Annotated in this window: 20 protein-coding genes; 8 read left to right on the forward strand and 12 right to left on the reverse strand. The window is 63.0% G+C overall.

Translation table 11 applies throughout. From position 1 onward, the window contains the following. Positions 1-66: 66 nt before the first annotated feature. From EXE52_RS04890 to EXE52_RS04905, 4 genes are all read right to left on the reverse strand, one after another. Positions 67-660, reverse strand: coding sequence for a HemK2/MTQ2 family protein methyltransferase (locus tag EXE52_RS04890; protein WP_049930429.1), 594 nt, complete (start codon positions 658-660; stop codon positions 67-69). After that, positions 657-1,853, reverse strand: coding sequence for a mechanosensitive ion channel family protein (locus EXE52_RS04895; protein WP_137703491.1), 1,197 nt, complete (start codon positions 1,851-1,853; stop codon positions 657-659). The genes EXE52_RS04890 and EXE52_RS04895 overlap by 4 nt, the downstream gene beginning before the upstream one ends. A 1-nt stretch (position 1,854) precedes the next feature. After that, positions 1,855-2,754, reverse strand: coding sequence for a 16S ribosomal RNA methyltransferase A (locus EXE52_RS04900; RefSeq protein ID WP_086220330.1), 900 nt, complete (start codon positions 2,752-2,754; stop codon positions 1,855-1,857). A gap of 115 nt (positions 2,755-2,869) precedes the next feature. Next, positions 2,870-3,520: a DUF655 domain-containing protein gene (locus EXE52_RS04905; protein WP_049930425.1), complete on the reverse strand. Its 651-nt coding sequence runs from the start codon at positions 3,518-3,520 to the stop codon at positions 2,870-2,872. 102 nt (positions 3,521-3,622) lie between these two features. Here EXE52_RS04905 and EXE52_RS04910 point away from each other — a divergent pair, with 102 nt between their 5' ends. Together EXE52_RS04910 and EXE52_RS04915 are read left to right on the forward strand one after the other, a co-directional pair. Continuing rightward, complete coding sequence (locus EXE52_RS04910) at positions 3,623-4,426, forward strand: hypothetical protein (protein WP_089308303.1); 804 nt, start codon at positions 3,623-3,625, stop codon at positions 4,424-4,426. Then, positions 4,384-5,124 carry a class I SAM-dependent methyltransferase gene (locus EXE52_RS04915; RefSeq protein ID WP_049930684.1) on the forward strand — a complete coding sequence of 247 codons (741 nt, stop codon included), beginning with the start codon at positions 4,384-4,386 and terminating at the stop codon, positions 5,122-5,124. The genes EXE52_RS04910 and EXE52_RS04915 overlap by 43 nt, the downstream gene beginning before the upstream one ends. 43 nt (positions 5,125-5,167) lie before the next feature. Here EXE52_RS04915 and EXE52_RS04920 read toward each other — a convergent pair whose 3' ends face one another. Both EXE52_RS04920 and EXE52_RS04925 read right to left on the reverse strand, forming a co-directional pair. Next, the gene (locus EXE52_RS04920) at positions 5,168-5,602 is read right to left on the reverse strand and encodes a universal stress protein (RefSeq protein WP_049930422.1); all 435 of its coding nucleotides are present in this window, start codon (positions 5,600-5,602) and stop codon (positions 5,168-5,170) included. 74 nt (positions 5,603-5,676) lie between these two features. Further along, entirely contained in the window at positions 5,677-6,033 is a 357-nt protein-coding gene (locus tag EXE52_RS04925; RefSeq protein WP_049930421.1) for an RNA polymerase Rpb4 family protein, read from the reverse strand. Positions 6,034-6,100: 67 nt separating this feature from the next. Between EXE52_RS04925 and EXE52_RS04930 the strand changes: the two genes are divergently transcribed. Further along, positions 6,101-7,429 (forward strand): tyrosine-type recombinase/integrase, encoded by a 1,329-nt coding sequence (locus tag EXE52_RS04930; RefSeq protein ID WP_241988198.1) that lies wholly within the window; start codon positions 6,101-6,103, stop codon positions 7,427-7,429. A 40-nt stretch (positions 7,430-7,469) separates the two neighbouring features. Here EXE52_RS04930 and EXE52_RS18250 read toward each other — a convergent pair whose 3' ends face one another. Next, positions 7,470-7,643: a hypothetical protein gene (locus tag EXE52_RS18250; protein WP_158293583.1), complete on the reverse strand. Its 174-nt coding sequence runs from the start codon at positions 7,641-7,643 to the stop codon at positions 7,470-7,472. A 464-nt stretch (positions 7,644-8,107) separates the two neighbouring features. Here EXE52_RS18250 and EXE52_RS04935 point away from each other — a divergent pair, with 464 nt between their 5' ends. Next, positions 8,108-9,811: a hypothetical protein gene (locus tag EXE52_RS04935; RefSeq protein WP_137703492.1), complete on the forward strand. Its 1,704-nt coding sequence runs from the start codon at positions 8,108-8,110 to the stop codon at positions 9,809-9,811. 11 nt (positions 9,812-9,822) lie between these two features. On the opposite strand, the gene EXE52_RS04940 is transcribed toward EXE52_RS04935, so the two are convergent. After that, entirely contained in the window at positions 9,823-10,659 is an 837-nt protein-coding gene (locus tag EXE52_RS04940; protein WP_137703493.1) for an HNH endonuclease, read from the reverse strand. 178 nt (positions 10,660-10,837) lie between these two features. Further along, positions 10,838-11,158, reverse strand: a complete 321-nt coding sequence (locus EXE52_RS04945; RefSeq protein WP_137703494.1) for a hypothetical protein — start codon at positions 11,156-11,158, stop codon at positions 10,838-10,840. A 38-nt stretch (positions 11,159-11,196) separates the two neighbouring features. Here EXE52_RS04945 and EXE52_RS04950 point away from each other — a divergent pair, with 38 nt between their 5' ends. Both EXE52_RS04950 and EXE52_RS04955 read left to right on the forward strand, forming a co-directional pair. After that, a complete protein-coding gene (locus EXE52_RS04950) occupies positions 11,197-11,928 on the forward strand; it encodes a DUF4352 domain-containing protein (protein ID WP_137703495.1) in 732 nt (243 codons plus the stop codon). A gap of 685 nt (positions 11,929-12,613) precedes the next feature. After that, positions 12,614-12,928 (forward strand): hypothetical protein, encoded by a 315-nt coding sequence (locus tag EXE52_RS04955; RefSeq protein ID WP_137703496.1) that lies wholly within the window; start codon positions 12,614-12,616, stop codon positions 12,926-12,928. A gap of 17 nt (positions 12,929-12,945) precedes the next feature. Here the strand turns inward: EXE52_RS04955 and EXE52_RS04960 are convergent, their stop codons facing one another. Next, complete coding sequence (locus EXE52_RS04960; protein WP_137703497.1) at positions 12,946-13,632, reverse strand: hypothetical protein; 687 nt, start codon at positions 13,630-13,632, stop codon at positions 12,946-12,948. A 241-nt stretch (positions 13,633-13,873) separates the two neighbouring features. On the opposite strand from EXE52_RS04960, the gene EXE52_RS04965 reads away from it, so the two are divergent. Continuing rightward, positions 13,874-14,851, forward strand: coding sequence for an IS1595 family transposase (locus tag EXE52_RS04965; RefSeq protein ID WP_137703498.1), 978 nt, complete (start codon positions 13,874-13,876; stop codon positions 14,849-14,851). A gap of 107 nt (positions 14,852-14,958) precedes the next feature. Here EXE52_RS04965 and EXE52_RS04970 read toward each other — a convergent pair whose 3' ends face one another. Further along, positions 14,959-15,252, reverse strand: a complete 294-nt coding sequence (locus EXE52_RS04970; RefSeq protein WP_049930420.1) for a 50S ribosomal protein L21e — start codon at positions 15,250-15,252, stop codon at positions 14,959-14,961. Positions 15,253-15,447: 195 nt separating this feature from the next. Here EXE52_RS04970 and mptA point away from each other — a divergent pair, with 195 nt between their 5' ends. Further along, positions 15,448-16,374 carry a GTP cyclohydrolase MptA gene (gene mptA, locus EXE52_RS04975; protein ID WP_049930419.1) on the forward strand — a complete coding sequence of 309 codons (927 nt, stop codon included), beginning with the start codon at positions 15,448-15,450 and terminating at the stop codon, positions 16,372-16,374. A 40-nt stretch (positions 16,375-16,414) separates the two neighbouring features. Here the strand turns inward: mptA and EXE52_RS04980 are convergent, their stop codons facing one another. Next, a complete protein-coding gene (locus EXE52_RS04980; RefSeq protein WP_049930418.1) occupies positions 16,415-17,221 on the reverse strand; it encodes a TrmB family transcriptional regulator in 807 nt (268 codons plus the stop codon). Between the last annotated feature and the right edge of the window lie 104 nt (positions 17,222-17,325).

The raw sequence follows: 17,325 nt of genomic DNA on the forward strand, positions 1-17,325 counted from the left end.
ATACCGTCGTATAATATTTGCTAATGCGCGTTATGTTTTGTAGTAATCAGTTGCCGAGCGACCCCGCTACGCCCGACGCAACGCCAGTACCGTGAGCGTCTCGAAGGGGAACGACTCCTCGACGACGACCTCGTGGTCGAACCCGGCCTCCTCGATGAGTGCGAGCACCTCCTCGTACCCGGTGAGCGAGGAGACGAGCAGGAGGACGACCCCGCCCGGCGCGAGGACGCGCCCCACGTCGGCGAGGAACGGTTCGATGAGTTCCCGGCCGGACTCGCCGCCCGAGAGCGCGTGTTCCATCCAGTCGCTCCACTCGTTTTCGGGGTCGGTCGGGAGGTACGGCGGGTTGAAACACACCGTGTCGAACGCGTCCGCGCGGAACGGCGAGAGCAGGTCGGCGACGACGGCCCCGACGCCGCGGTCGCGCGCCTGTCGCGCGGCGTGCGGATTGAGGTCGCTGCCGACCACGTCGAGGTCGCGCTCGCTCGCCACCCGCGCGGCGACCCAGCCCGACCCCGTTCCGACCTCCAGCACGCGGCCGCGCGCCTCCGCGACCGCCGCCTCCGCGAGCAGGCCGGAGTCCTCGGCCGGCTGGTAGACGACGGCGTCGTCGAGACCCCGGCGCGCCGCGAGGTCGCCCTCGCTCGCGTCGTCGGTCATCGGTCGGCCTCCCCGGCGTCGCCGTCGGTCGCTTCGCCGGCGTCGTCGGCGTCGACATCGGCGCCGTTCGGGTCGGCGGAGCCGGGCCGCGTCGCCGCCCGGCCCTCGACCGCCGCGTCCAACTGCGGCCCGGAGGCGCCCTCGGCGCGAGCGGAGAGCGTCTGCTGCGGGAACGGGATGACGATCCCCTCGTCCTCGAGCGCGCCCTTCATCGCGTTCATCGCGGCGGTCCGGGTCCGCCAGCGCTTCCGCATGCTCGGGTTGCGGATCCAGTAGCGCAGGCCGAGGACGACCGCGGAGTCGTCGAAGCGCTTCGTCACGGCGTTCGGCTCGGGCATCTCGGCGACGTCCTCGACGCCCGCGACCGCCTCCTCGACGACCGCGACCGCGCGCTCGACGTCGGTGTCGTAGTCGACGCCGACCTCGACCTCCACCCGGAGCCGGTTCCGCCGCGATCGGTCGACGATCGACCCCGACCGGACCTCGTCGTTCGGCATCGTGATCACCTCGCCGTCGAACGACCGGAGCCGTGTGCTCATGATCGATATCTCGGTGACGGTCCCCTCGTGGTCGCCGATCTCGACCCAGTCGCCGACCTCGAACGGCCGGGAGAACATCAGCACGAACCCGGCCAGTATCGCCCCGAGCGTCTGGCGGGCCGCCATGCCGACCACGATGCCGAGGAACCCCGCGCCGACGAGGAGGCTGCCGACGTTGTCGGTGAACAGCCCCACCACCGCGAGGACCGCCGACGTGTAGACGGTCAGCTGCGTGATTCGCAGGATCACCTCCTGCTGGTGTTGCGAGATCGACGCGCTCTCCGCACCGATCTCGCGGATGACGCCCCCGAGGAAGTCGGTGAGCGCGTACGCGATAGCCAGGAGGATCACGCTGAGGACGACGTTCGACACCTGATCGGCGCTGAGCGCCGACTGCGCCGTCTCGAAGAGCGCGCCGCTCCGGTCCCACACCGCGATCAGCGTGATCGCCCCCGCGGCGGTGGCGACGCCGACCCCCGCCGACAGCAGGAGCCGCTGGGTGGAGGAGAGGTCTCGGTCGCCGTGGCGCAGCCGTCGCGTGAGGTACCGGACGATCAGCACGGCGGCGACGATACCCGCGGAGGCGGCGAACCGCTCCGCGTTGCCCGTGAGCGCGCGCTGAACCGCCGCCACGAGGCCGATCCACCCGGCCATGTCACGCCCCCGTGGGCGAGCCGCGCTCGCGGGCCAGCTCCGCCAGCGCGGCGAACGCCGCCGGGTCCAGCTTCCCCGGGCGACTGCGCAACAGCTCCTCGTCGGCCGCGTCGACGACGGCCTCCGGCTCGTCGAGCCCGGAGATGTGCGCCGTGTTCCGCACCGCGTTCCGCACCGTCTTGCGCCGCTGGGTGAACAGCGCCTTCACGAACCGGAGGAAGAACGCCTCGTCGCCGACGACGTAGTCGGGGTCACGCGGCGCACAGCGCACGACGGCGCTCTCGACGGCCGGCTGCGGGTCGAACGCCTCCTTCGGGACGCGCTCGACGATCTCTACGTCGGCGTAGTGCTGCGCCGACACCGAGAGGCGGCCGTACTCGGACTCGCCCGCCGACGCCACCATCCGGTCGGCGAACTCCGCCTGGAACATCAACACGAGCGGCTTCTTCTCGGGGAGCAGGCGGAAGGCGATCTCCGAGGAGACGCCGTACGGGAGGTTGGCGACGCAGGCCGAGAACGGCGGGAGGTCGACGTCGAGCGCGTCGCCCTCGACCACGTCGAGGAGGCCGTCGGCGACGGCGGCGGCGAACTCCTCGCGGAGGAAGTCGGCGAACGCCCCGTCGCGCTCGATCACGGTGACGCGGCCGGAGTCCGCGGTCCCGTCGGCCGTCGCCGCCGCCAGCAGGCGGTCCGTGAGCGCGCCCGCGCCGCCGCCGATCTCGAGGAGGTGACTCCCGTCGGCGTCGGCCGGGAGGTAGCCGGGGATCCGGTCGAGGACCCGGTCGTCGACGAGGAAGTGCTGGTCGCGGTCGGGGTCCGCCCGCGCGCCGGCCCGCCGCGCGAGCGCGTCGGGATCGCGGCTCCCGTAGCCGGCGGCTTCACCCGTCGGTGAGTCGGTCATGGCCGGGATACACGCGGTGTTCGGGTAAAAGTCTCGTTTCGGGGGCGTCGCGGCGGCGGATCGCGGCGACTCCCGGTCGTGCCCACGGTCGCGGGGGGCACGGGCCGCCCGTCGCTCACTCCTCGCGGCCGACGAACGTCCGGTACTTCAGGTCGTCCTCGCGGATCTCCTCGACGATCCGTTCGAGGATCACCTCTCGGGGACGGTGGAGCCCGGAGATGCGCTCCTCGACGTCGGCGAAGCTCTCGAACGGCCCGCGCTTCCGCTCGTCGAGCAGGTCGTTCCGCAGCTTCTTGCCGATCCCCGGCAGCAGATTCAGCTGGTGGAGCCGGAGGGTGATCGGGCCCGCCTCGTTGTAGAAGTCGACGAACCGCTCCTCGTCGGCCTCGACGATCGCCTCGGCCGCGTACTCGATCTCCGCGGCCGCGTTCCGGGTGAGGCCGTCGAAGGAGACCTCTCGGTAGCGGCCGACGTTGGGCCCGTCCAGCCCGAGCCGGTCGCCGACGGAGACGTCCGCGTCAGCGGCGAGCATCAGCTCGTACAGCGCGAACGAGTCGTCGCCGAGCCCGTACGCCACCGGCGACTTGCGGGACTGCGGGCGGTCGTCGTCGGGACGCCCGTTCGGCAGCACGTCGAGGAGGACGGCGGTCGGTCCGTCCCGGCCGTCGCCGGCGGCGTCTTCGTCCGGCGTCTCCCCGGCGTCCGCAGCGGCGTCGCCGCCCGTTCGGTCGTCCTCCGGCGTCCCGTCGCCGTCGGCGTTGTCCATGTATCGTTTAACGCTCCGAGCGGTGAAAAAACCGCTGCCGGGGCCGCGGCGACGGCGGCCGCCGCCGGGCGGATTCAATAGCGTCGAGTGACACGTGATACCATGGCAGAACCGGAGCCGACGGCGGTGATGCGACTCGTCGAGACGTTCCCGGGGGGGACCGCCGGGGCGGGCGGAACGGATCGCGGCGGAGCGAGCGGAGCGGAGGACGCGGCACGGGTCGACGAGCTCCTCGACGGCGCGTACGGCGCGCTGACGCGGGACTGGTACCCCGAGCTCCGCCGCCGAGCCGCGGCGCACGCGGACGGCGACTGCCTCCGCGAGCGCGTGCTCGAACACGTCGAGGCGGTGCCGTCGTTCCGCCTCTCCGACGGGCCGACGCCCCTGACGGAGCGGCGAGAGGCGCTCGCGGAGGCGGCGGCGCTGCGCGACGAGGTCCGCGAGATAGCGGAGTGGTACGGCACGCTCCGGACGCGGCTGGAAGGGGACCGAGCGTCGCTGACGCGCGGCGAGCGGCTGCTCCACGACTTCGGATACGCGCTCGCGCACGTCCTGTTCCTCGGCGCGTCGTCGCCGAGCGCGGTCGTCCGGCGACTCCGGCTGGCGTACCGCTCCGTCGGCGTGCGGATCGACGAGACCGCGTCCGAGGCGGGCATCGAGGAGACGACGTTCACCTGCCCGTACCGGAGCGTCGCCGCCGGAACGTGCGGCGACCGGTGGGTCTGTCACGAGAAGCTGGACCGCGTCGACGACGGGTACGTGTCGTACCTGGCCGAGCGGGGGATCGCCTACCAGCGGCCGCGGGGCTGTACGGACTCGGAGCGGTGTCGCTCGACAGTCGCGCGCGACGGGCCGGCGCGGTGGTGGCCGAAGACCCCGCCGGCGGCCGTCGGCGTCGACTCGTGACCCGGGACCGTGACGGCGACTCCGTGGTGGCCGGCGATCCGGAAACGGATCCGCGTCGACTGCGTCGGATCCGCCGCGGCTACGACGCGTGGGCGCGGGTCTACGACTGGTTCGCGCGAGCTACGGCGTCCGTCGGCGGCGTCCGGGCCGCCTGCGTCCGCGCGCTCGACCTCGCCCCCGGCGACACGGTCGTCGAGTTCGGCTGCGGGCCGGGAGTGAACCTCCCCGCGCTCCGCGACGCGGTGGGGCCGAGCGGGCGCGTCGTCGGCGTCGACGTCTCGCCGCGGATGCTCGACCGCGCGGCCGGGCTCGTCGAGCGGCACGACTGGGGGAACGTCTCGCTCGTCGAGGGCGACGCCGAGCGCCCGCCCGTCGCGGCCGCCGACGGCGTCCTCGCGACGTTCGTCACGTCGCTGTTCGCCGACCCGTACCGGGTCGTGAGCCGCTGGTGCGACCTCGCGGACGCCGTCGTCGTCGCGGCGTTTGTCCCGGAGGGGAACGGAGCGGCGAACGCCGCGCTCCGGGCGTTCGTGGCGGTGAACGGTCGCCTCTTCGACGCGCGGGGCGACGACCCGCTCGGCAGGCTCGCGGAGCGCACCGCCGCCGCGCGTCGCGCGCTCGACGACGGCGCCGCGGTCCGGGAGCGCGATCAGCGGCTCTTCGGGACGATCGCCGTTGAGACCGGCCGGAACCGGTGACGCACGGGGGCCGACGACGCGGGGCGGGGGCGGCCGCGCGTGCTCACTCGGAGACCGGGACGGAGACGACCGTCGCGTCGGCGTTCCGGATGACGCGCTCGGTCGTGCTCCCGAGCAGGTCGCCGGCCGCCGCGTCGAGGCCGCGTTTGCCCATCACGACGGCGTCCGCGTCGACGGCGTCGGCGTACGCCGCGATCTCGTGGGCCGGGACGCCGGACTCGACCGCGGTCTCGCTGTCGATGCCGGCGTCCGCGACGGCCGTCGCGACCCGGTCGACCGCCGCTTCCAGCTCGTCGCGGCGCTCGGGGTCGTCGTCGTCGAACTTCTCCGGCTTGCCGGACCGGTCGTACATCGGGATCTCCTCGACGACGCCGAGGACGTGTACCGTCCCGTCGGCCGCCGTGACGTCGATCGCGTCGTCGACCGCGTCGAGGGCGGCGACGCCCTCGCCGGTCGGAACGAGGGTGGTCTGGTACATGCGGCTCGACATACGGGCGGAAATCTGAAAAAACGTGGCGACGGACCCCCCACCGGGCCGGAAGAATCTCGCGGTCAGGCGTACTTCGCGACGACGTCGAGGATCTCGTCGAGCTCCTCGCCGTCGAGCGAGTAGCGCTCTTGGGCGAACACCGAGCGGAGCTCCGTGCGGTCCTCCGGGAGTAGGTCGGTGATTTTCACGGCGGTCGGCACGTCGACCTGGTCGAGGTCGGTCAGCTCCTCGACGAGCTCGCGGGACTCGTCGGCGTCGAGGTCCGCGAAGCGGTTGACGTGTTCGATCGCGCGGGCAAGCTCGTAGCGGAGATCGCGGTCCTCGTCGGCCGCGCGCTCGTCTTCGATCTCCACGAGGATCTCCTTCGCCTCGGAGGTGGTGACGTACTCCTCGTCGAGCTTCTCTTTGAATATTGTCATAGGGTGTCGGTATTCACAAGAACTTTTTTGACGCTACTGTGCGTGGGTGATACCACGTGATCGGTTGATGCCACAGTCATATCCTGATTTCTATCAACGCAAACGGGAGTATCTATCGGAAGCCGTTGAGAGCGGGGAAGTGGCTTCCGAGGATAAGGAGGCAATAGAGGATGTGGTATATGCCTTCGATGAGGATCGGCCCGAGGTACCGAAACCGACGTGGAGTGATGCTCCCTCACGACTTACGTCATATCGGGAGGCGTCGACGCTCGCCAACTGGATGTACCACTTGACCATCTGGGCGAAGTATCTCACTCTCACCGATACGACGGCAAAAGAGATCAATCAGGTAGCGGGAAAGATGATCCGCGGTGAGCTTGCCGACAAAGACGAGATAACGAAAGGGTCGGCCCGAGCCTACCAAAATACGGCGCGGATCTTCTATCGCTTCCACGACGATCTTGAGGTAGATTACGATGAGATACAAGTGTTTGAACAACAGAGCACGGGCGTCGACCCATCGGATATGCTAACCCAAGAGGAGGTCGATAAGGTGCGTGAAGCGCCTGATAATCCGCGGGACGAGGCTGTCGTCTATCTCTTGCTCTACACGGGGCTTCGGAACACAGCTCTCCGAACGCTCCGAATCGGGGATGTCGATCTGGACACAGAGAACGGGCGGTACTACGTGAATACCGACGCCGATGGACTCAAAGACTTTTCTCGTCCGAACCAGCCCCGCCCGCTTCTCGGCGCTGTCGGGGCAATCCGTGCGTGGCTTCGGTACCACCCCGACCCCGACAACGAAGATGCGTATCTCATTACAGGACGCCCGAAGTGGGGGCGGGTCGATCCCACAGAGCCAGTCTCGGATCGGACTATCTCACGGGTGATGGAGAAAGTAAAGGAGGAAACGGGGATCGACAAGCCACTTCATCCCCACATGATGAGACACAATTTCGTCTCAATCTGTAAACGGGAATATAACCAAGACAACGAAACGGTGAAATTTCTGATCGGCCACGATCCCGACAGCAACGTCATGAGTACGACGTACAACCACCTTTCAGGGGAAGACTACGCCGTCAAAGCCGAGATTGGTGCGGGAATCCGCGAGGAGGGAGAGTCCTCGTTATCCCCCGAGGAATACTGTCCGAGTTGCGGGGAGCCGCTACCCGACAACGCGAAGGCCTGCGTTCGGTGCGGGACCGTGTTCACGCCCGACGCGAAGTCGGCACAGAATGCGATAGAAGACGCGGTACACGAAGGCGCAATGGAAGCAGACACGGACGCCGAAAAGGACGCTGTCGACGCCGTCCGCACGTATATCCAAGAGAATCCAGAAGTCGCAGCAGAGAACCCTGAGCTTGTAGAGAAGTTTCTGGGAGACGAGTGATTTGGCCCGCGGGAACGACGGGTGCGTCACCGCACGAGTATCAGTCGGCGGGCGTTTCCGTCTCGCCACGGACCGAGGCTGATACCACCTGCCGTTCGTCGCCGCCCCCCTCGACTTCGAGGATGAAGCGGGCAACGTCGGCGGCGGGGTTGTCGGCCTCTGCGAGAGTACGGACGTGTTCTGTGGTGACGGTCTGAGTATGTCCTTTTGTCATTGAAGACCTGTCGGCGCAACCGTGTGACGGGTTGTCCAACAAAGGATCACGTCCTATCTCTCGCATTACACGATTTGTGTGTCCACTATTTGAATCCCACGGCAGAACTACCGAACGAGCGTGAAACCTTGCTGTCCGATATATAAGTTTATCTTACGTTCACACACCTAATCAAGATTTTTGTATCCACACCACGAACTACATAGTAGACTAACCAGTCCGAGTTTCGCTCGATAAGGTGGGGGAACGAGGCGCACTAACGCCTCTGTGAGACAGACACGATGGGACTGTGTCCGTATCATTCTACGTTCTCTCCGCTAAAAACGGTTCGGGTCAATCGGATCCGCGACGAGTGACGCCGTCGGGTCTGTCAATCCAACGATGGCAGACACCAGCGAAAACGACGACAGTAACGCGACGGAACAGATCAAGGATGTCGACGACAGCGGACGGGGGGTCGAATAGTGTCGACGGGACTATCCGCCGATCTACAAGATCGCTACGACCCTGACGACGGACGCGATCCCTACCGTCAGCCCGCGGTCCTTCGTTGTGCGTTTCAGAAACACGTCTTATCGCTTCGAGACGCTGCCGAGGCAATTAGCGAGGCGTTTGATATTGATGTGTCGAAAAGTACCGTCGGTCGTGCGAAGAAGGAATACGACATCCGTCACGCGGAAAAAGACGGGGTTTTCGCAGACGTGCTGGAAGGAGTCGATGGAACAGAGCCAGGGCAACCACCGAGTTTCTATATCCAGCGAGAGGATTCGACGCCAGTCCACCCCTACGACACAGACTGCTTCGAGCCAGTCCCGTTAGAGGGGGGTGGTGCGTGGGACGATACACTGTCGACAACACCCCACTTCCGCCCTTCTCATGACTCCCAATCTACGGAGTCACCCACTCACACCAGCAATCCCAACTCAGACCGCGGGACAGGGGTATATAAAGGCCCGACTGACGTGACACCGAGTGATTACCGAGTCACAAAGCAGCACAGAGACGAGTCATTGGTCGCGCCGCCGTCAGCCCCGTATAGCGAGGACTTCCCTGCGAAGTATGTCGCCTGTGGGTGCGGCAACTGCGACGAGCGTCACTTCCTTGACGGCGACGGGGGATCGATTGACTGTCCCGCACCCATCCCCGTGACCCTCGCAGGCGCTCGTCGTATCTATCGCAAAGCCGAGGGCGCGAACGTCGCTGCCGATGACCGCGACGGCGACGACGTACAGCGCGGGACACAGAAATACTCGAAAACGACAAAGGCGGACTCGGCGGCGTTCCGAGCAAACGGCCCGAATCCAACAAACGGCGACGGCTACACCGCCAACGGGCCGATTTGTACGGACCACATTACGACGGTGCTCGTAAGTCTCCGTCCGTCGCCCACAGATGTCCGTGAGAAGCTCGTGACGCCGTACACGCTCGTCCAAGATACGAAGGACTCATGGGCCGAAGCCCGCGACGAAATTCCGAGAAACGTCGGAGAGGGCCTTCTCTCGTACGTGTGGAGCCTCGCAGGGACCGATGACTGGGCCACGCCGCACGTCCATTGCTACCTGTATTACTATGACCGATTCGACGCCGTCGAACGTTCCGATTTCACTCGGATGGTGACGAGATACCTCAACGCGGCAGCCTTCGGGTCCGTGGAGTCACACATAGAGATCAAAGACGACGGGGATGACGGGAAACCGCATGACGGCGGGGACTCCCGTGGCGGTGGGGACTTCGATGGTGAAACCACCAAACAGTCCGCCGCCAACGACACCGCCGCCGTCGAAAGTCAGCCCGTCGAGTACGCCCCCGACGACGTGGAACTCACGGACGGCGTCGTTCGTGTCGAACCTGACCCACTCCTCGCCAACCCCGAGAGACTGTCAGCAAAGACGAGCGGGACGGGTGTGTTTGACGACATCCTTCGTGACGAGACGGGCGCAGACCGACTCACCGACGGCGACGTACAATCCCGTGGGGCGATTTACCTCGCAAAGCAATTCCCGCAACTCGCGCTCAAAGGGGCCGAACCTGACGCCGCGGTCGAGACAGCAGCGTTCATCGATGTTGCCTCAGACAACCGCCACACGTTCGGCGGCAGTCAGAATCACACGAAACTTGCTGATGCGATGGACACCCTTCGAGAATTTGAGGCGGAGTCTATCCCATAGGGTCGACCAGATTAGTTGTGGTTTGGTCCGTTGGTCTCCATGTCCATGGTATACCGTTCTCGTATCTTTCCGTAGTAGGAGGTGCCTGAAGTCTCACAGCGGGACAGAGCGTATGAAAATGCGACTGCCATGAGAGCGGTCCAAGATCTAATGAGACTTCCCTCTGGTACTATCCCTCCAACAATACCAAGTGCGAAACAAACAGGGACCGCTAACAGGAGTACACTAATTGTCTCCTTTCTATACGGACTCGTCCAGAGAAGGATTATCGGGATACCAAAGAGGTAGAACGATGAGCTGAGGCTGATTAAGCCCACGTCGGAGCTTCCACTTAGAATGAGAACCACAAATCCAAACAACATAGTCCCATACAGAATCCAACCGAACGAGCCGACCCACGTCCGAGTAGGCATCCGACGAGAAGGACCACTATCGCCCGCAGACGCTTCTTTGCTGGATGTATTGGCACTATCTGAATCGTTGTGGTTCTCTGTATTGGACTCAAAGTGTTCATCCGCAACTGCCTGAAGGCTCTCACTTGCCTGCGTCGAGGACTGCCAGTCGTCTAACCCTGCGTTCTGTCCACGACTCCCACTACTCACGTTCGACATCTTCGGGATGTGGTGATCGTGGGCTTGGTTGTGACAATCCCGACAGAGCGTCACAAGATTGCTCGTGTCGTGTGATCCGCCCTTGCTTTTAGGCACAATATGATGGCAGTGTAGTTCGGCGTTCCCTGCCGCGCCACCACGTCGACCACAGTTCTGACATTGATATTCGTCCCGCTGGTAGACCGCACGGCGACGTTCATCCCAGTCGTGTGGGTACGAGTCCCACCCGTCAGCCATTACACAAACGGACAGCGAGTCAACCAATAAGCGTTTGGCAGGGTTTTGCGCGCGTGCGCATGTCACCCTACGAAGGGTACGTATCCTCCCCGTTGAGGGACGGTACGGGACGGCGGGGTGGTTGCCCGCCGTAGTCCATTACAGAACATACCCGAGAAGCGGGCAAACAGAGGTGAACTTATTCCCTCAGCAAATAGCGCCAACGCGGCGTAATTGTATCGTCCGTAACGTCGATGCCTGCTTCTTTCAGCCTGTCATAGAACAGGCCTACATCATTAGTTAGAATCTGCCCAATTTTCTCCTCCAACTGCGAAATCTTCCAGTCGCCATCGATCTCTGTGGGATATGGGATGATGGCTAAACCACTATCTATAATCACTATATTTACTGAATAGATCGGGGAGCTGTTGTGATACACAAAGGCTGTGTCTGATTTACAGGGACCAGCGTATATTTCAGTTCCTGTAACTCCTCGACTCTCGACGTGCGTAATGTTCACTCCCAAAAGTATAATGTGTATAGTAGTAATGTAGTCATATGGACATAACACTTGGTAAAATTGTTAGCTATGTAGTTGGCATACCGCTGGTTCTTGTTTCTCTGCTGCTTACGATTCAGTCATTCCTTGGCTTAGTGCCATTAGTGCTAGGACTGCTCATTCTCCCGCCGATTAGACGCTTAATCGCTAGTAGAGCAGGGATTAATTTTTCGCGTGGTGCTACTATTGGAATCGGAACGTTCGCAATAATAGCTGCCGTCGCCGTTCTTCTTGTTGTCGCGTTATCAGGTGGCGGCGGTGGTTCCATCCCAGGAGCAGATGTCTCGAATGTTAGTGTCTCAGCTCAAGATGCTTCACCACCAGACGCCAGTCAATCACTTGAAATCAGATGGAACTCCCGAGCACAGTCTGCTGTCGATTTGGACGCGGAGGATCTTTCCACTTATAGATCTAATGATGGAGAGAAGTTTGTCGTTGTACGGATGGAAATCACAAACACAGGCGACAATCAGATAGAGTTGACACCACGGCTACTACGATTAGAATCTAATGGAGTCGTATATGATTACCAGGGACTGTTCGGCTCTGGTAACAGCCTATCCAGTGTCTCTCTCAACCCTGGTGCGTCATACTCAGGGCTGACCGTATTTTCTGTGCCAGAAGATACGTCATCGGCTCAGCTTCAAGTAAATCAAGAGGCATACTTTGATCAGAATGTTTCGGTTTCGTTTACTGAGGACACAGATCTGGCTATGAACGTATCCGACTAACAGTTGTCGGCCCACCAACTTGCTCGGGACTACCTGACGTGAGGGTGAACGATTTGACGTAGGTAGATGTTTGACACTATTTGGTAAAATTCTGTGAGTGAGTCGGCGGGGTGATCGGGATTCTTCCCTCACACAACAATCCCCGTGGGGAGTCCTGCGGGCCGACCTATCCTGTGCGGAACGCACAGCGGTATCCCTGCCCGCAGGGGTGCCTGTAACCCGTGAATATCCACGGCAAAACGGCGCGAAGGGGAACACCTCCCTACATGTTGATATACTCTGTCTGCTCTGTAATCAACGTGGTGGTGGGTTAGAGCGCCTAAAACGCCTCTGTTTGGGTGTCTGTTTAAAGAAGTATCAAAATCCAATAGTTTCAAGTGGTATCCGCGATACAGTCTATACGTCGAACCCGCCCCAGGCAGAAGATGCCCGCGGTGTAGGGACCGCGAGCGGGTGGGTTCGATGTCAGAGCAGAACCCATGTCGACCAACGCAACCACGGGCGATAAGCCCAACGACGGACGCAACAGCGACGAGAGTATCACGGAGACGGCGGCGACGGCTCCGCATCCGCTCCGAGCGGAGATAGCGAAATGTGCGCCTTACGCGGCGAATCACGGTGATTCACTATGAGTCAGTCACACAGTTGGACGTGGAACACGGAGCGCACCCCCGACTTTGGCAGTATGTCGACCGTTCCGATCCCTTCGGACTCCGCCGTTCGGGACGTGGCTGGCAACGCCCGCTGCCTCGATGCCGACGCCGACGTGGTGACTGCCAACACGCACGGCTTAGTTCCGCCACAGATTGCCCTCGATCAACTCCTGTTCAATCCCGAGCCGACCCGCCCCGAGATCATAGAGGAGACGATCGTCGTCTATCTCGCGGAACCGCTCCACGTCGAGGGGCGGGATCGGGACGGAGTGATCCGTGCGACGATCCGCGCCGACGTGGAGACACATGAGATAGAGTCGGTGGAGCTGACGGCAGAGCTAGCGTAAAGCACCCGCAGTCCGTTCTATTCTTTCGCTGTGTCCGTCTCGGACTCTTGCTCCGTTTCCACCTTTCGTAGAGTGTCGTTATCCCGTTCAAATTCGACACCCAAGAGATCTCGAAAGCGGTCTTCCAGCTCGGATTTCAGTTCAGGGACTTCATCCTCTGTTACCCTTTTCCAAGACTCATGCCATTGGTCAAGGTCGTGTGGGTCGCCTGGCGAACCGTCGTACGTCATATAAATCCTGAATGTTACAAATATGTCTCTCATTTCCTCGTTCAGTTCCTCGACTGTCTCACAGATTTGCGGGGGGAAGTATATCTTGTTCTTCATGTAGAAGTTGATGAACTGATTCCCTGACTCTGCTGCTATTTCCAGTTTCTCGTCTTTCGGTGGTTCATCTGATCGTTCCATTAGGTCTGTGAGACTCCGCATGTCCTCCTCGAACTCCACGAACCGCTCGTATAGCTCCGCAGTTATCTCCGCCCGTTGGGTATGTAGCTCGGAGAACTGTAGTTTGTCCTTCTCCAATTCGGTTTGATACCGATTCAGTTCTTTGTCGACCTCCGCCTGATACTTGCTCAACTCCTTGTCGAAGTGCTGGCTGATTAGATCCCTTGCCACCCACCCGACAACGGCGGCACCGAAAGCGAAAGCCCCGACCTCCTCGATGACGAACGTGAGGAAGTTCACCGCTGTATTGACAGCCATGCCTACAACTCACCACCGATGGCAAACTAACTTGGGGCGAGCGCAGAGACTGACGGAGCGTGATAGTCGGGTGAGCGACAACACCCACGGGCTGGCCTCCACCAGCCTTGCCTAAGACGGGGAGATACTATTAACCAACAACATCCGACAACCGCCGTTCTCGTTGGTTAAGATCATACGCTCTTATGTAGAAACGCGGAAAGCCCGTATAATTACACTCAGACAGTTCTAATCTGGCGATATGTCTTCCACTGGGTCAGCGTTCGGCGGGATGTTTCGGCAGCTAATCGAGCTCGGAGTTATCGAGATCAACACCGAGCCGCTCGATGCCCGCATCGAGCGGCGGCTCAAGCAGTTCTGGGAGAATACATCCTGTCCTCGCTGCGGTCACCAGAGCATTATGACGTGGGAAAAACACGACCGAGTTCGGTGTCGTAATTGCGAATTTAAGCCAGTATACACCCATGGAACGCCATTTCACGAGAAGCACCTCTCCTGCGGTGAGGTGCTTCTCGCTTTCACCCTCTACGCAGATACACTGCTGAGCATCAACCAGATTGCGCCGCTGCTCGGTCGTGCTTACAAAACCATTCACACGGCGATTCGGGAGGCGGAAGCCGCGGTTCAGCGCGGCTTCCCCCTCACCTGGGAACTGTTTAACCAGACCATCGATGGACCGACACAGGTCGACGAATCTGGCAAAGTCTGTTCTGGTTACAAAGGTCAAGAGCCGCCGCGAAACAGTCGTTCTCGCGGCGGCTCGTCGCGCACTGGCCGATCACGCTGGCGAGGGCGTCACGGTGACCAGCTGACGCTCGTCGCGGCGTGCCGCGACTCGCTTCGTGTGATTCGCGGACAGCGTGGGATCGACTACGAAGGCGATCTTGAGCCAGTGATTCAGGAAGCTGAAGACCTCTCCCAGCGGCTGGGAGAGGTCTGGACAGATGGACTCCAAGCGTACCGCGAGATGGATCGGGATCACCGAACGGTCGTCCACAAAGAGAGGTACGTATCGCCTGACGGAGTCCACATCAATCAGGCAGAATGTCTGTTTTCGCTTGTTCAACCGTGGCTGCGGAAGTTCCGCGGCCTGTCCAAGCAAGGCTTGGAACAGGCCGCTCATACATTCGGGATCATTAGATCGCTGAATCTCACAGGCGCATCCGTCGATATCACCATTGACTGCCTTGTTATGGGGGCTTTCCGTAGTTCTACATAAGAGCGAGATCATAGGCACACCCGTCTCTCTGAGCGCGGTGATCCGAGAAAAACAGCGGCGTTGAATACTAACGCGCAGTAACGGGATTCTCTTTGAAGATCGTCATCTCAGTTCTGCTGCGCCCGCATGTGAGCGGCGGTGACGATGAGCGTCTTCGTCTTGCCGCCGTCCGGAATCTCGACTTTGAACGCCGACCCCTGCTTGCCGATGACGGTGCCCGTCCGGCCGTCGAAGCGCGGGTGGAAGCGCCCCTTGGGGACGCTCGGGTCGATCTTGAGGTGGACCTGCGACCCCTCCTCGAACTCCTGGATCGCTCGCTGCGGCGGGGAGGTGCCGCGGTTGCGGGGCTTGTTCGAGAGCTTGTCGCGAGTCGCCTTCTGCGGCCCATTGGAACTCGGCATGGTCTTGGAACACCTTCCGCTGCCGCCGTTATAAATCGTGCGTTACGGCCCGCGGGGCGTGGAGGTCTCACACGCGCGGATCGGCGGTGCCCCTCACGTTTCGCGTCGTGCGCGGCCGGGACGCACGCGCGCGACTACCCGACGTACCTCCCCCTTCCGAAAGGGCTAATCCCGAGAGTCACTATCATGTTCGTAATGAGTCATCAGCTGCCGGACGTACAGGCCTCGGCCCCCGATGTCACCGTCGGGCTGTCGCAGGTCGGGGTCACCGGCGTGGAGAAGCTCGTGAAGCTGGCGCGCGGCGACAAACGGCCCATCGTCCTCATGGCGGAGTTCGAGGTGTTCGTCGACCTCCCGAGCGGTCGCAAGGGGATCGACATGTCGCGGAACCTCGCGACGGTCGACGAGATCCTCGAAGACATCACCCGCGAGGAGGCGTACCGCGTCGAGGACGTCTGCGGCGACGCCGCCGAGCGACTCCTCGAGAAACACGACTACACCACCACCGCCGAGGTGTCGATGACGGCGGAGCTCGTCACCCGCGAGAACACGCCCGCCTCCGACATCGAGACGCAGAGTACGGCGACGATCGTCGCCAGCGCCGAGGCGACCGAGGACGGCACGCGCGAGGAGATCGGCGCCGAAGTGACGGGGATGACCGTCTGCCCCTGCTCGCAGGGGATGAGCGAGTCGCGGGCCCGCGACAAGCTCGCCGAACTCGGCATCGACGAGGAGACGACCGAGGAGTTCTTGGACGCCGTCCCGCAGCCCGGCCACTCCCAGCGCGGCCACGCGACCCTGACGATCACGACCGACGGCCACCCCGACGTCGACCTCCGCGACGTGATCGACGTCGCCCGGGACTCGATGAGCGCGCGCATCTACAACATGGCGAAGCGGCCCGACGAGGACCACATGACCTACGAGGCCCACGCCGACGCGAAGTTCGTCGAGGACTGCGTCCGCGCGCTCGCCGAGGGCACCGTCGAGGAGTTCCCGCACCTCTCGGACGACGCCGTGATCCGCATGAAACAGTCGAACGACGAGTCGATCCACCAGCACAACGCCCACGCCGAACGCGAGGTCAGACTAGGCGACCTGCGCGGCGAACTCGGCCGGTAAGCGTCTCGCACCGCGCGCCGCGTCCCGTCTCGGTGTCAGCTCACCCGAACGTCAGCGGCTCCGCCTCCGCCCACCGCGGCTCGAACTGCTCTTTCACGCTCGTCGCGAAGTCGATGTCCTTGACGTCGATCATCGCGAACGGCTCGTCCGCCGACAGGGGGTGTGGCACCTCGATGCACACCTCGATCTCGTCGAACACGTTGAACGTCCCGTCCACGTTCGGCGACGTCCGGACCTCGAACCCGTCCATGTCGGCGAGTTCGGAGGTGTACCGGCTGCCAACGCTCCGCGGGAGCTCGTCGACCGTCGCCGGCGACAGCAGCACCCGGATCTCCACGCCGCGTTCGAGCGCGGACTCCAGCTCGGCGGTGACGCGCTCACCGATCGTGCCGAGGTCGAAGCCAGTCGCCGGCGCGCCCGCGACCACGACCACCCTGCGCTCCGCGGCGGCGATCCGCTCCAAGAGGAGGTCCGTCGCCTCCTCGGCGCCGACCGCCGCGGTCCAGAACTGGCCGTCGACCGGCTCGCCGGCGTCGAGCTCGGCGGAGAGGTCGTCGACCACCGACTCGTACTGCTCGGCCTGCGTCCGCAGCTCCTGTTTCTTCTCGTCGAGCAGGCGGTCCAGCGCGGCGTCGGGCTCGACCGCGACGTACTTCTTCGGTCGGCTGGCGGCCTGACTGCGGACGAGGCTGTGCTGCTCTAAGCTGTTGAGCACGTCGTATATCCGCCCCATCGGGACCTCGCTGGCCCGAGAGAGGTCCTTCGCCGTCGTCGGACCGGTCCGGAGGAGCGCGCGGTACGCCCGGGCCTCGTACTCTGAGAGCCCCAGGTCGCGGAGAGATGCCATACCCGGGGATGCCGCGGCACCCGTATAAACGCGTCGCCCGTTTACGATCCGGACCGACCGATCGGGCGTCCTCGCCGCCACCGGCGCGACGCGGCGATTTTTGC

The organism is Halorubrum sp. CGM4_25_10-8A (assembly GCF_005435025.1).
GTDB lineage: Archaea > Halobacteriota > Halobacteria > Halobacteriales > Haloferacaceae > Halorubrum > Halorubrum ezzemoulense.